General features: G+C 41.7%; 17 protein-coding genes and 1 pseudogene. 2 read left to right on the top strand and 16 right to left on the bottom strand.

What is annotated here, in order from left to right; all coding sequences use genetic code 11:
- The first annotated feature begins 3 nt into the window (after window positions 1-3).
- On the top strand, window positions 4-543 hold the full coding sequence (locus GPK60_RS01790; protein ID WP_211237381.1) for a restriction endonuclease subunit S: 540 nt from the start codon (window positions 4-6) through the stop codon (window positions 541-543).
- On the opposite strand, the gene GPK60_RS01785 is transcribed toward GPK60_RS01790, so the two are convergent.
- From GPK60_RS01785 to GPK60_RS01765, 5 genes are all read right to left on the bottom strand, one after another.
- Complete coding sequence (locus GPK60_RS01785; RefSeq protein ID WP_215630495.1) at window positions 532-1,056, bottom strand: restriction endonuclease subunit S; 525 nt, start codon at window positions 1,054-1,056, stop codon at window positions 532-534. The genes GPK60_RS01790 and GPK60_RS01785 overlap by 12 nt on opposite strands.
- Window positions 1,040-2,611 carry a class I SAM-dependent DNA methyltransferase gene (locus tag GPK60_RS01780; RefSeq protein ID WP_215630496.1) on the bottom strand — a complete coding sequence of 524 codons (1,572 nt, stop codon included), beginning with the start codon at window positions 2,609-2,611 and terminating at the stop codon, window positions 1,040-1,042. Before GPK60_RS01780 ends, GPK60_RS01785 begins: the two co-directional genes overlap by 17 nt.
- Before the next feature lie 19 nt (window positions 2,612-2,630).
- The gene (locus GPK60_RS01775; protein WP_002587820.1) at window positions 2,631-2,840 is read right to left on the bottom strand and encodes a helix-turn-helix transcriptional regulator; all 210 of its coding nucleotides are present in this window, start codon (window positions 2,838-2,840) and stop codon (window positions 2,631-2,633) included.
- Window positions 2,841-3,026: 186 nt separating this feature from the next.
- On the bottom strand, window positions 3,027-3,242 hold the full coding sequence (locus tag GPK60_RS01770; protein ID WP_002594687.1) for a hypothetical protein: 216 nt from the start codon (window positions 3,240-3,242) through the stop codon (window positions 3,027-3,029).
- A 155-nt stretch (window positions 3,243-3,397) separates the two neighbouring features.
- A complete protein-coding gene (locus GPK60_RS01765; protein ID WP_055215124.1) occupies window positions 3,398-3,733 on the bottom strand; it encodes a helix-turn-helix transcriptional regulator in 336 nt (111 codons plus the stop codon).
- A 225-nt stretch (window positions 3,734-3,958) separates the two neighbouring features.
- Here GPK60_RS01765 and GPK60_RS01760 point away from each other — a divergent pair, with 225 nt between their 5' ends.
- Window positions 3,959-4,411, top strand: a complete 453-nt coding sequence (locus GPK60_RS01760) for a hypothetical protein (RefSeq protein ID WP_129258913.1) — start codon at window positions 3,959-3,961, stop codon at window positions 4,409-4,411.
- 64 nt (window positions 4,412-4,475) lie between these two features.
- On the opposite strand, the gene GPK60_RS01755 is transcribed toward GPK60_RS01760, so the two are convergent.
- From GPK60_RS01755 to GPK60_RS01705, 11 genes and pseudogenes are all read right to left on the bottom strand, one after another.
- Window positions 4,476-6,179 carry a lysozyme family protein gene (locus tag GPK60_RS01755; protein WP_215630497.1) on the bottom strand — a complete coding sequence of 568 codons (1,704 nt, stop codon included), beginning with the start codon at window positions 6,177-6,179 and terminating at the stop codon, window positions 4,476-4,478.
- A 39-nt stretch (window positions 6,180-6,218) separates the two neighbouring features.
- Window positions 6,219-6,986 carry a class B sortase gene (srtB, locus tag GPK60_RS01750; RefSeq protein ID WP_129258917.1) on the bottom strand — a complete coding sequence of 256 codons (768 nt, stop codon included), beginning with the start codon at window positions 6,984-6,986 and terminating at the stop codon, window positions 6,219-6,221.
- A 6-nt stretch (window positions 6,987-6,992) separates the two neighbouring features.
- Entirely contained in the window at window positions 6,993-7,394 is a 402-nt protein-coding gene (locus GPK60_RS01745) for a DUF6075 family protein (RefSeq protein WP_002594682.1), read from the bottom strand.
- Window positions 7,395-7,407: 13 nt separating this feature from the next.
- Window positions 7,408-9,738 (bottom strand): ATP-binding protein, encoded by a 2,331-nt coding sequence (locus GPK60_RS01740; RefSeq protein WP_055062744.1) that lies wholly within the window; start codon window positions 9,736-9,738, stop codon window positions 7,408-7,410.
- Window positions 9,731-10,096, bottom strand: a complete 366-nt coding sequence (locus tag GPK60_RS01735) for a PrgI family protein (RefSeq protein WP_178632950.1) — start codon at window positions 10,094-10,096, stop codon at window positions 9,731-9,733. The genes GPK60_RS01740 and GPK60_RS01735 overlap by 8 nt, the downstream gene beginning before the upstream one ends.
- Window positions 10,080-10,217 (bottom strand): hypothetical protein, encoded by a 138-nt coding sequence (locus GPK60_RS01730; RefSeq protein ID WP_017144064.1) that lies wholly within the window; start codon window positions 10,215-10,217, stop codon window positions 10,080-10,082. Before GPK60_RS01730 ends, GPK60_RS01735 begins: the two co-directional genes overlap by 17 nt.
- Window positions 10,218-10,231: 14 nt before the next feature.
- The gene (locus tag GPK60_RS01725; RefSeq protein ID WP_066556926.1) at window positions 10,232-11,068 is read right to left on the bottom strand and encodes a hypothetical protein; all 837 of its coding nucleotides are present in this window, start codon (window positions 11,066-11,068) and stop codon (window positions 10,232-10,234) included.
- 73 nt (window positions 11,069-11,141) lie between these two features.
- Window positions 11,142-11,504, bottom strand: a complete 363-nt coding sequence (locus GPK60_RS01720; RefSeq protein ID WP_015512775.1) for a hypothetical protein — start codon at window positions 11,502-11,504, stop codon at window positions 11,142-11,144.
- A 19-nt stretch (window positions 11,505-11,523) separates the two neighbouring features.
- Window positions 11,524-13,332, bottom strand: coding sequence for a type IV secretory system conjugative DNA transfer family protein (locus tag GPK60_RS01715; RefSeq protein WP_008789328.1), 1,809 nt, complete (start codon window positions 13,330-13,332; stop codon window positions 11,524-11,526).
- Window positions 13,319-13,522 (bottom strand): hypothetical protein, encoded by a 204-nt coding sequence (locus tag GPK60_RS01710; protein WP_008789327.1) that lies wholly within the window; start codon window positions 13,520-13,522, stop codon window positions 13,319-13,321. Before GPK60_RS01710 ends, GPK60_RS01715 begins: the two co-directional genes overlap by 14 nt.
- A gap of 12 nt (window positions 13,523-13,534) precedes the next feature.
- A pseudogene (locus GPK60_RS01705) lies at window positions 13,535-13,955 on the bottom strand (LtrC-like protein); the annotation flags it as partial.

Genomic DNA, 13,955 nt, shown 5'->3' with positions numbered 1-13,955 from the left:
ACATTGTATCAAAAATATTTTGAGTCCAACTCAGATAAATCTTCTTGGAAACAAGGCACTGTTGGCGATGTGTTGCAACTACAAAGGGGGCATGATTTACCTCGAACTGAAATGACTGGTGGTAAATATCCCGTTGCAGGTTCAACCGGAACAATTGGGTATCATGATGAGTTTACTGCTGAAGCTCCTGTTATTGTAATGGGACGAAGCGGCAATATTGGCAACCCAAGATTGTACCTTTGCAACTGTTGGACACATAACACATCGCTCTATGTAAAACAAATTTATGAAGCAGAACCGTTGTGGGTATTTTATTTGCTCAAAAATCTAAATTATGATGGCTTTGTTGGTGGTAGTGCAGTTCCTACATTAAATCGAAACGATGTTCATGCTTATGGAATAGCAATTCCACCACTTGAATTACAGAAATCTTTCTCCCAAAAGGTTATGAGCCTTATTTATTGCAAAGAAGAAAATCTTTCTGAAATAGAAAAACTGCAAGAATTGCAGAAAATAATTCTTACAACAATGTCAAGCCGCTAAATTATCATTTATCTTCTGCTTTAAAGCAATTCTCTCCGTAATTGCCTTATAACTGTTCACTATTTCAAGCTGGTTTTCAATAGGCGGAATAGGCAATTCTAGTCTGCATATATCATCCCAAGTAATCCCACCACGAACGCTCCCGTCAGTATGTAACCAACAAATTCGGTCAAATTCCGGTCTGCGAAACCACATCATCAGATAATCTTCATTCAAAATGCTGTTATCTATTACCTCAAACATAAAATATGCCGGAGAAACAATAGCAGGTTCTTCTTCATCATACAATGCAACCGGAAGTCGTTCATCACGACCAACGTGCATTGGATTACACGCAAACTTTCCTTTTGTTATCAGTTTATATTTACTCAAATCCGTACCAATGACATTTGCAACCGACGGCATAAAGAACTTGTCTATGTTAATTCCCAAAACTCTGTCTGTTATGCTTTCTCTGTTCCGAGTATCAATCAGTCGGATATGGTTTCCTAAAATATCATAATTCGATTTCATATCCCAACTCCTTAAATACAGCAAGCAAATCTGATTTAGATTTTTCCTCTTGAGCAAGAAGTTCTTTGAGTTCTCCCTGCAATGATTTCATTTTGGTATCAAAGTCGATGTTCTCATCACGGTTGACAAACTCAATATATCTGCTCGGTACAAGAGTAAATCCTTTTTCCTTTACTTCATCAAAAGAAGCAGAATAGCAAAATTCCGGCACATTCTCATAAGTTTCCTCATAGCCTTCCTGCTGCCAGTTATGATATACACTTGTAACTTTGGCTCTATCTTCCTCTGTCAATTCAATGTACTTCTTCTCATAAGGACTGCCCATCTGTCGTAAATCCATAAAGAGTATTTCATCTTCTCGATTACGATAGCGTTTTAGCTTTCCATTCTGTTCCACGACACGAGCCTTTTTATTCTTATTGAGTACCCAAAGGGTAACGCTGATGTCTGTGGTATAGAAAAGGTTTCTCGGAAGAATAATGATTGCTTCTACCAAATGATTTTCTATAAGCTGCTGTCTGATTTTTAACTCTGTACCATCATCAGATAATGCACCATTGGCAAGCAAGAAACCTGCTACACCGTTTTGAGAGAGTTTGGAAACAATATTCAGTATCCAACCATAGTTTGCATTACTTGTCGGCGGAACTTCATAGCCGTTCCAACGAGGGTCATCTACAAGCTCATTTTCGGCTCTCCACTGCTTCTGATTGAAAGGCGGGTTTGCCATAATGAAATCTGCTTTAAGGTCTTTGTGCTGGTCATTGGTAAATGTATTGGCTGCCATTTCTCCAAGATTTGCAGAAATACCACGGATAGCTAAGTTCATTTTTGCCAGTTTGAAAGTGGTATTTGTGTATTCCTGACCGTAAATAGACACTTTCTTTTTATTACCGCTGTGTGCTTCTACGAACTTGATGGACTGCACAAACATACCGCCCGAACCGCAACAAGGGTCATAAAGTATTCCATCGTAAGGCTCAAGCATTTCGGCAATCAGGTTTACAATACACTTTGGTGTGTAGAACTCTCCTTTACCTTTTCCTTCTGCAAGAGCGAACTTACTAAGAAAATACTCATATACACGACCTATAATGTCGTTCTCTTTATCATCAGTGTTGATACGATTGATTTCATCAAGCAAAGAAGCCAACTTTGCCGTATCAATATGTAAGCGGGAGTAATAGTTATCCGGCAAAGCACCTTTCAGTGCCGGGTTGTTCTTTTCAATCGTATAAAGTGCTGTATCTATCTTCAGGGCAATATCGTCCTGCTTTGCATTTTCAATAATGTACTTCCAACGGCTTTCTTCAGGAAGATAGAATACATTTTCCTGAGTATAAAACGGCTTCATATCCGCATACTTTTCGCCGTGTGTAGAAATAATCTTATTACGGCATTCCTCAAACTTGTTACTGGCAAATTTAAGGAAGAATAAGCTCAGAACAACGTGCTTATACTCCGCAGGCTCAACAGAACCTCTCAGTTTATCAGCACTTTTCCAAAGTGCTTCTTCCATTGATATTTCTTTCTTTGGTTTAGCAGCCCTTGCCATCTATAATTACCTCCGTGTTTTAATCTTCGTCTAAAATAACTTCGCATATATCTCCAATATCACAATGAAACACCTGACATATCCTCATCAGTACTTCAAGAGATACTGGCTCATTCTTATTTATCTTCGTTGCAGCGTATGATGTAATTTCGGCTGCACGCATTAAATCCTGTCTTTTCATTTGATTGTCAATCATAAGTTTTTGAAGTTTGTTATAGCATATCTTCATCAGTAACACCTCTTCATCTTATAATTCTTCTTCGTTACAGTTAACCATTTAACATTATATATTAAATTTTCAGGCATTTCAAGATTTCAGACAGAAATGTAACCTTTCAGACACTAAGGTGTCACTTTTTGCAAACACCTAATGCAACTCTTCTAAAGAATAATAAAAAAGAGATGCCGAAGCACCTCAATTATACATTCTATTATTAACATTCAACGCAATCATTGCTATGACCTTTTCTATCGGCGGCTCTTTTCCGTCCGGTGCAACTGCTTTCCAAAAAGCGATTGCTTCCGGTTCAGCACTTTTCATTGCTTCCCGAATGGCAAACTGCATTTCCTCTTTTACTGCTTTTTCGGTTGTTCCATTTTCTTTTGCTATTTGTCTGAAAATGTCGTTCACTTCTACTTCCTCCTATGTCTATTAGTATGTGTCTATCACTGACAGTTGTTGTTATAGCATATTTGCTCTGTCGAAGTCCCGAAAAATTTGTCGATAGCTGAAATTTTTTATACTGAAAAAAAGAAAGCTCGTCGATTAGGACGAACTTCTGTGTTTTATGGAAGTATTTGCTTTGACTGCTTCACAAGTGTATCTATGACTTCATAAATTCTGTTTCTATCTTCAGGAACAAGTTTTTCAAGCTTCTCATTCAGCATTGAGTTCTTGACTGTATATCCCGTTTCCAGAACATCTGTAAGAACCATATCCGATGATACACCTAAAGCATTTACTATCTTTATGAAAGTTTCGAGTGACGGAATTTTCTCTCCACGCTCAACCATACCAATATAATTTGTTGTCAAATCTGTTTTCTCAGCCAAATCTTCTTGGCGTAATTTCCTCGCAAGTCGGAACTTTCTTATATTCTTGCCGATTGTATCGAGCTTCATCACATCACCTCCCTTAGTGTGTTTCCATAACTAATAGTATAGGTTAAGTCGATTTCAAATCACACGCACCCAAAGGAAGTCAAACCAACTATTAGTGATGATTCCCAACTATTTTTATGTTATACTATAAAAGTAGTAATTCACGATTGTTAATGGCGAAAGACAAATCACAACCCAAGAGCCAAGTTAAACAATCTCCATAGAATAAACTTAGGGGTAAAAGGAATGGACGAACAAAAGATAATATTCAGTAATCGGTTTGAAAAAGAGAAATTTGAGGATTACAAAACAGATTTGGGAACTGGCAACACAATCACTCCTGACTTTACGGAAGCTGATGATTTTTTTAAATTTATACAGAAGAACCGCAGAAGTGTTCCAAGTAAAGAGCGAATTGCTGACAAGGATAAATTTATCAAAACCGTTTACGAACTATCCAATAGCTTTGAAATTGACGCTGACCTGATAGAATTTGCCGAGGGATATATCGCCAACATCTATGTAGATTATGCCTGCTACACTGGATATATCAAGAAGCTGTTAGCAATTCTTTTTATCCTTGCCGATGATATTTCCTTTTTAGACGGCAGTAAAGAAAATGCCGATATGCTTTTTAGCTTCACTTATCACACACACCATATTTTCCTGAATAACAGAGAAACAACTGATTTCTCATAATGTACCCGATGGCTACTCAACTGAGCAGCCATCTTTTCAATTTTCCAGACACCGTCTGGAATTTTTAATATGCCGGAATACCGTATCCATAGATATTGCTGCTTCCGACTGCGTACTGTCTTTGCTTGCAGGCGTCGCCTGAGTTGCCCTCTACGGTATAAACTGTGCCATTCTCACACTTCTCTACGATACCAACGTGGTCTGTTGTACCGTCGCCTTCCCAATCAAAGAAGATAATATCTCCTACCTTTGGTTCATAAGTGCGGTCTTGCCATTTTCCATTTGACTTAAACCAGTTTGCACCATCCACGCAACCTGCAAATTTCGGAACAAGTCCGCTTTCAATATACCCGCATTGGTCAGCACACCAAGATACGAAGCAGGCACACCATTCCACTCGACTATTAAAGCCGTACCAGCTCCAGTAAGGTTGTCCGCCCTGATTGCCTAGCTGTGTCAAGGCAACCTCAACAATCGCCTGATTACCTCCGGCAGTAAAGGCTCGCCCATACGGATAGTATCTCAAAACGTGAGCCGGATATTGGGTATCTCCATAACTGTCCCAACCAAGCCTTTGTGCCTGCTGAGTGGAAAACTCCACTGCATTGGCATAAGAATAACCGCCATACTTTGTTTTTGCCCAAGAAATATACCCATTACCGAAGTTGTAGCCTTGCAAGGCAAGTTTGATATGCTCCATATCTATCGGACTTTCCACTTCTGCCGAAGTAAGAGCCGCTTTCAATTCCTGAACTCCACACTGGATAGAATATTCAGGGTCTTTAATTCCATTGGGTTCGTGCGGATACTTCGTATTGAAACTTCCTTCTGCTGCCTGCATAGGGTCAAGTCCTCTGCCGCCGCTTTCCTGCATCATAACCGCCTTGATAAGTTCTACATACTCAGGAATGCCGTACTCTTTGGCATATTTCTGTATGATGGGTTCATAGGCTTCTACCTCTGCACTTACCGGAGTATAGGAATTACTGTCACTTCCTCCTCCAAACATTGCTACGGCAGCACCAAACAACACGACAATCATAATAATCAGCACCGCTATCCAACCGCCTGCTGCGATTGCTGCTACAAGTGCTTTTGTCCCTGCAATAATCGCTTTGACTGTCGCAACAGTAGCTTTCGCTGTGGCTTTGACGGTATCTGCTGTGGCTTTTGCTGCTTTCTTTGCCGCCTGAGCCGCTTTCTGTGTTGCTTTGGCTGTTGTTTTTGCTGTTTTCTGTGCTATAACGGCAGCTTCCTTTGTGGTCTTAATAGAAGTCTTTGCCGTTTGTTCCGCAGTCTTTACCGACCTCTGAACAGTATTGGTTGCACCTTTCGATACGGTCTTGACTGTCGTATTTCCTGCCGACCTTGCAGACTGTTTAATTGTTTTCTCCGTACGCTCCAGAGTTCGGATGCTCTGTTTTCCGACAGGATTGACCGATTGTTTCTGAAGCTGTTTCTCTGCACGCTTGGTCTTGAAATTCTCAATTCCCGTTTTGGCTTTCTGATAATTCTGTCTTGTTTCACGCACACCCCATCTGCCGACCTTATCTGCACGGTATGCTGTTTCATGAACAGTCCTATCCGTTGCCACTTCGATTTTATCAGAAGCATATTTCTCTGCGGAATTTTCCGAAGCATTCGTGGAATGCTCTGCCTTATCTTTCGTCATCACATAGGCTTTCTTCATTCGCTCCGTGGCAACTGCCGCCTTATTTATGGTCTTGATTGTACCTTTGCTTGTATCTCTTGTTTTTATATCAGCCATCGGTTTCCTCCTTTCTCGAAAAATAATAGAGAGTGGGGTTTAATCCACTCTCTTAGCGACAACAACAAGCCTGCCATTGTTTCTTGAATATTCACAAGTAGAAAGAGAAATCAGCTTGTCGCCATACTCTGCCGATACTCCGGTATCATACAAAGAAAGTTCCTTGCACTTAGCAACATACGCATCAAACTCTGCCGCATTTTCTGCGTCCGTAAACTCATAATACTTAAAGCTATCGGAGCTGTCTGTATAAACGACTGTCTTAAAGACTGCAATCACTTCATACTGGTGTCTGTCCGTCAGTGTATCAAAGGTAATAGTCTTATGACCTTCCCAAAAGCTCTTGTTTCTGTACTTCATCAGTCCCGTAAACATCGAACCGTCATTCATGTGGTGTCCGTAAATAATGATGTTGTCTGAAGGTTTCTGCACATCGCAATTTTCCTGCACATACGGGCAGCCATAAGCGGAATAGGTCTTATCAAACTTGTGCTTCAGGTAGAAATTCGGCTCATTTACAGACTGCACGACCGGATAGTTGATATTGGTATCCTCAACCTTTATCCAACCCACCATATCCTCATTCTGCCGATAGAGTTCAAGATATTCTGCAAGATAGTCCTTATCTTCCGAAAACGTCACGCCCTCATTTTCCTTTGGCGGCTCGTCCTGCACAATCTCCGCAAGGTTATCATAGACTTCATTCTGCTTGGCAGAGTCAATGTGATTACGGATAATAAAGAAGCTGCTTACAGACAACACTACCGTAAACACCATCGCAATAATAATATAGATTTTTCTGCTCATTTTCTCTTACCTTTCCATATCGTTTCTCTTAGGTGGAGTCAAATCTCTGCAATACTCCGGATACCTCAACTTGATACCCTCCATAAAATACGGAGCATATCCGCAACAGAACAGTTCCTCCGGTGTATAGAGATTTTCCCTGCCTTCTTCCGTAAATCCATTCCAGAGATTAAAGGCAAGGTGGCAGACCTTGACTGTGCCACTTGTCTGCCAACCGCCGTGCATACCTTCCGGTATGATGCAATCCCTCTTAAAATCAAACATCTTTCCGATGTTCATTCTTGTTTCTTCTGAAATACCCATCACATAGAAAAATGCTCTGTGATAGCAGTCGTTGACTTTGCACTTATCCAAATTTTCCAATACAAAATCTCTGTGTGCAGCATTGCGAAATTGAATCTTAGACATTGTAAATCCCTCCTTATGCTTCGCCTGGTTTGGTTGTCATCAGTTTATAAAGTTTCGTGTTCTTAGGGAATTTGTTTGCAAACGGTACAAGCGAACTTCCCACCTTGATAAGTCCGTGTCCTGCTTCCACATTCGTGATATAGGACATCTGGAGGTCAGAAATATTCAGAAGTTTTGCAAGCTCAAGCCTGTCTGTGGAAGCCTGATTCAGCATAATGATGAACTCTGAGTTTGCAAGCATTGTTCTCGCTGTGTGGCTCTGCAAAAGGTCATCGACATTCTGAGTGATTCCACTTGCGTATGCACCGTATTTTCTCACACGCTTCCACAAGGTAAAGAGGAAGTTTGCAGAGTATTCGTGCTGGAACAGAAGATAAATCTCATCAATGAAGATAAAGGTGTTCTTACCCTTTGCACGGTTCTGTGTGATACGGTTCAGGATAGAGTCAAGGACAACAAGCATACCAATCGGCATAAGCTGTTTACCCAAATCAAGAATGTCATAGCAGATAAGGCGATTATTGGTATCCACATTCGTCTGCTTTGCAAAGGTATTCAGAGAACCGTGTGTGAAAAGTTCAATGGCAAGTGCCAGTTCCTTTGCTTCCGGTTCGTCCTGCTGCAAAAGTTCTGCCCTGAAATCCTGCAAGGTCGGTATATGTCCCTGATAGTCATTCTGCTGATAACTGCGATACACGCTTGCCGTGCAACGGTCAATGATAGACTTCTGCTTCGCTCCGAGATTTGTTCCTCCGATAAGCTGTTCACAAAGGGACATAATAAACTCGGATTTCAAAATGACAGGGTTTGCACCGTCGCCGTAATCCTTATTCATATCCATTGCATTGATGTGATTGTCGGAAGTAGCAGAAATATTGATTACCTCTCCGCCCATTGCATTGACAAGCTGTGAATACTCTCGCTCAGGGTCGATGATGATAATATCTGCGTCTGAAGAAAGCACCTGATTGATGATTTCTCCCTTTGCCGCAAATGACTTACCGCCACCAGATACACCGAGAATAAAGGAGTTACCATTCAAAAGTTGCTTACGGTCTGCGATAATCATATTTTTGCTGATAACATTCTGACCGTAATAGATACCGTTCTCGTGGAAAATATCCTGCACCCTGAATGGGATAAATACCGAAAGGCTCTCTGTTGTAAGTGTTCTGAAGGCATCAATCTTTCTTGTTCCAAACGGCATTACCGTGTTGAGTCCATCTACCTGCTGAAATCTCAGTGTTGCAAACTGGCAAAGATGTTTTCTTGCTGTGGTAAGCAACGCTTCCGTATCATTCTCAAGCTGTTCCTTACTGTCTGCTGTAATAACCATTGTGATAACAGCGAACATCATTCTCTGGTCACGGGTCGTAAGGTCATCGAGGAACTCTTTCATTTCTTTCTTCTGCTGCTCCATATCATACGGAACAGTTGCAGAGAAGTTGTTATTGGCATTCTGCCTACGCTGCCAGTTTGTGATATTGGTTTCCACACCAAGCAGACGGTTTTCTGCTTCCTTTACTGCTTCATCAGTCGGAACAGGAACAATATCAATAGACATCATCAGATTTCTGTTCATATCCGTAAGTTCCGCTACCATACTGTCCTTGATATAGGACGCATATTCACGAAGAAAAAGGACTCTTCCATAACGGTTTCCCATCTTGAAATAGTCCTTTTCAAATTCCATTGTGTCGGGGCAGATATAATCCTTAAAATCGTGTCCCTTTTTTCTTGTTTCCTTAATATCAAAGTGAAAAGAACTTTCTTCTCCCACACGATAGAAGTCGTGGAAAATACGAAGTCTTTCGTCTGTTTCCAGTTCCACACACTTACTTCCAAGCCTGCCGAAGTGAGCAATCAAATCTGCACCGACACGGGCAAAATAAGTTCTTGCGTCCTCCACACTCTTTTTGTTGATGGAAATGGTAATATACTTATCCTGAACAATGGAGTTTGCACCCGTTGCCTTATCAAGAAGCATTTTGTTGTATTCTTCTCGATACTCGTCCAGATTATCTCCGGTTGTCGGAATAAGGATTGTCTGCTCAAAATCCAGTCTGTTGAGCCGACGATTATTGATTGTGATTTTTGTCGTTGCACCACTGTCAAGAGAGTTCAGAAGTTCGGAATATTCAAGGAACATCGCTTCCTTATCCTCACGGCTCGCCACTGCATAGTTAATATCTGTAAAGCGGTAGGTCTTTGAATATTTATCCTTTCCCACTTTGAAAATGCCATCATCAAAGATAGCTGCTACGGGAATCACGTCCTGCACCCCTTTCGGTACAACAAATTTTTCTTTATCCTGCTTAAACAGGTTCGTAAGAGTCTTAATCATTTGACTTCAATACCTCCTTCTGTTTCTGTTCAATGCTTGGCTTCATCAGTTCGTAATACACATTGGTGGAGTGGAACACCAGCTTCTTCGGCATTAAAAACTCCGCCTTTATCCACGCATAGATTGCTTTTTCTGCGGTCATACCGTTGTACTTCACAAAACCAAGTGCCGCAAACGGAGCAGCACCCAAAATGCACACCCACGATACGGTTTCCGTGCCAACATACGGTCTGAGCAAGAAATACAGTCCTACTGCAACGCCACAAGCGAGAACAGAAAAAATGAACTGTCTGAGCGACAGTCCAAAAAACATTGACTCTGTATAATTTCTGATTTCTCGGTTAATTTTTACTTCCATATCTGTTTCCTTTCCTGCGGTTTCGGTCTTTCTCCCTCACGCATTTATCATTCAGGCAAAAGACTTTGCCTTTTCGTTTACCGCCATAGTAAACGCATTTCTTACAATCTCTTTGGTTCATCTCAAAATCTCTCCTTAAAGTCCCATCATCTCTCGGATAATACGGTCAGACATTTTTACTGCACCGACAAGAACAAGCATATTAAATACCAATTCCCCGATATATGCCCACACCTGCGTAACTGCTGTTGCATCAGGATTCACTACTGGTGGCGATGAAGCAAATACGGAGAAAATAATACAAGCAAGTACAATGACTGCTCCTTCAAGCAGAACGGCACAATAGCTCTTGATAAAACTCTTGCCTACATTCTGTGTCGGTTCTCCTGCAAATGTGGAAAGTGGTATCGGTGCAAGTGCTGTGTACATATAAAGTTTGAAAAATCGTCCATACACTGTCATTATCAGAATGAACGAAAGCACTGTGATAAATAATCCTCCGATAAGCGTTACCGCCCACAAGGGAATACTCTCGAAAAATCCGCAATCTTCTATGGTCGTTACCATCTCTGCGGGCAAGGTCGTCTGTTCCGGAGTTCCAAATCCGGCAGCATTCATAATGGTTGAAATTGTCCCTTGCACGATATTAAATAGTGCAAGCATAAGCTCCATTCCGTATGTGATAACTCCTTTCGCCAATGCAAAACGAACAAAGAGTTTTAAAGCGTGTTCCGGTTTCTTCACATCTGTAAAACTTCCGCAGGTCTTTACCATACCTATCACAAAAAACAATACAAGTAAGGCAAGCCCGATAGCCTGAACCGCACCATTGATGTCAACGATAACCTTCCAGATATTCCCGCCCTTAAAGTTCTGCGGTGTAGTTGTGATGAGCGTCCATATTTCCGACAGTTTTTCATTCCAAGTTTCAAGGGCATTTTCAAGATTTTGAACTACCCAGTTATCACTCATTCAAAGCACCTCCTTACAATTAAGAGGTGTACCTTAACTTGGCACACCCCTCGATAACTGTGTAACTCTTATCTTAGCCTGTGATAAGAGTAAGGATTTCTTTCGCAAAAGTGATAATGACACCACCCGCAAGAGTCAGGAAGCCATTGGCTCTCTGAGAAGGGTCGTGAGATTTGAGTGAAAGACCGACCTGCACGATACCAAAGCCAAGCAAAATCATACCGATGGCACGGATAAGTCCGAAGATAAAATCGGACAGATTATTTACTACGGTAAGCGGGTCATTCGCTGCAAATGCAGTCGTTGTCATTCCAAGTGCCAACGCACCGACAATGACCATTGTGCAGTAAGCACGGAAGCCTTTCTTAACCTTTCCGGTCATAGGCAGTTTCTTCGTTTCCTGAATGTCAGTTGCTTTTTTCTTAAAAATAGTCATAGTTGAATACCTCCAAAATTTAATTTGTTTGATTGTTTATGAACAGAGCTTCCATCTCCTCATCGGAAAGAAGTTCCCAGTTCGTTTCTTCCATTTCCTTTTCAGGAAGTGTTGCAGGGTCAATGTCCCAAATGGCAATCGAAGCAATATCTTTTGTGACTTCTCCGTGCTTATAAGGACTTGCCTTTCCGTCTGTGGTAAGTGCCACATTTGGGTGTTTCATAATGTCATATTTGAAATCCATAATGGGTCTTTCCCCACGGATAAATAAAATAGCGTACTGATTATCGAGCATACGCACCTCATCAGGGGTAAGTAACTCTCTGCCGCTAATCTGATAGTTGGTGGAATAATTACCGCTTCTTCCGGTACTCTTTCCGAACGTGTTGGTATCAATGGTTTCCTTGCCCAACAGCTCCGACACATATTTATGGGTTGACTGCTCATTTCCACCAAGGTAAAGAAATTCGTCGCAGTTACCCACAATGCTCTCCCACTGTTTTTCAAACAAGGCTTTAAGCTGTGCCAAGTTCTGTAAGATGATACTTACCGATACCCCACGGGAACGCATAACCGACAGTATCTTGTCGAAGTCGTCCGGCAGTGAAACATTGGCAAATTCGTCCATCATAAAATGAACAGGCATCGGCAGACAACCGCCGTGGATATGGTCGGCTGCATAAAACAACTGCTGAAAAAGCTGTGTGTAAAGAATGGATACCAAGAAGTTGAAACTAGAGTCGTTATCCGGTATCAGTGCAAACAGTGCCACCTTTTTCTCTCCGAGTGACTGTAAATCCAGTTCATCGGCAGAGGTAAGAGCAGCAAGACTTTCCAAGTTAAACTTTTCAAGCCTTGCTGCAAGGGTTATCTGTATGGATTTTAATGTTTTGGAAGAACCGGAATGATAAGAGTGGTAATACTTCAAAGCAATGTGGTCAGGATTATCTATCATCAAATCCGAAAACAGATTATCAAGCGGAGAAGGACTTGGGTCGTCCTCGTCCTCAATCGCCCCGGCTCTGAGCATTTCCATTACCATCGCAAAATTCTGTTCTTCCGGCGGTGCTTCATAATGCAGATAAAATACAAGTGCAAGCAGAAGCATTGACGCTGCCGTATCCCAAAATGGGTCATTGCTCTGTGAACCTTTCGGAGTGGTACTCTTAAAAAGATTGGTTACGAGCTTCTGCACATCATTGTCATTCTGCAAATAAACAAAAGGATTGTAACAATGGCTTTTCTCCATTGAAATCAAATCAAGCACACGCACTTCGTAACCTTTCTTCTCAAGAAGATGTCCCGTATCTCGCAGGATTTCCCCTTTCGGGTCTAATATCACATAGCTGTTTCTTGCAGCGTTCATAATATTAGGCTTTGCATAAAATCTTGTCTTACCTGCACCGGAGCCACCGCACACAAGCGTATTCAGATTTCGTCTGTGCTTCTTGGCATTAAGTCCAATGCACACATTCTGAGTCATCAGCTTATTTTCTGACAGCGGCTTTTGTCGGTACTTTTTATCAATGGCTCTGACATTGCCCCATTTGGCAGAACCGTGTTCCTCTCGTCTGCGGTAATTCTTTCTTGTTGAGAAATAAATCCCGATACCCATTCCATAGCATAAAAGTAAAATGAGGACAGTTTTCAGGCTGTCCCCACATAATTTTATGGAAAATGGATTATCAAAGAGTGTCGCAAGATTGGCTGCTATCTCCGGCAATCCTCCGCTTATGGAAGGTGCAATCAGAAGTGCCAGCCATATGACCGGAACGATACCGACAATGGATAAAATAATGGCAGTCTGCCTGTCATTATCTCGCTTCATCTGAGCGTTTCCTTTCAATCACTTTGAACTTTTTCAATGGGGCATTTCCGACTTTTACAAGCAGGTCGTCTACTGCGTCTGCGGACTTGCCTTCCTCCATCAACTTTGTTTTCTCATCGTTTAAGGAGCGAATGACAACACCGTGTTCATAATCGTCCAAAGCAATGTGGTAGAGTTTTTCTTTTTCCATATCTGCCCTCCGTTATCTCTCATAGTCCTTTGAACGCTCCTGCTTCTTGCGGAACATTTCATCAGAGATATGACTGTGAATTTCTGCCATTGCATTTCGTGTCTTGGAAAGCTCCGCACGGATTTCTTTCGGCTCTTTGGAAGCCAGTCCCTCCGGAATACGGTTAATTGCAAAATTCTGTGTATCTACGCCATACTTCTTGCAAATCATATATCCGATACACACTGCCTGAAAGCCCATATCCCTGCGGCTGTAACTTTCGCTGTTGATGGAAAGCTGTGCGTGTCCAAGTTCCTGAGCGACACACTGAGCAACTGCTACGCTGTCGCCCACATTACGCTTCACATACAAGGTCTGCTTTTCATTATTATAGAAAGCTGCCATATTCGGATACGGAAGTTCATCGGTTGCCGCAACCTCCACCGGAGATACA

It is taken from the genome of Ruminococcus sp. MCC718, from assembly GCF_018783905.1.
GTDB classification, from domain to species: domain Bacteria; phylum Bacillota; class Clostridia; order Lachnospirales; family Lachnospiraceae; genus Hominisplanchenecus; species Hominisplanchenecus faecis.
Note: the sequence above shows the minus strand (reverse complement) of the source record. Positions and strands in the feature narration are given on the sequence as shown.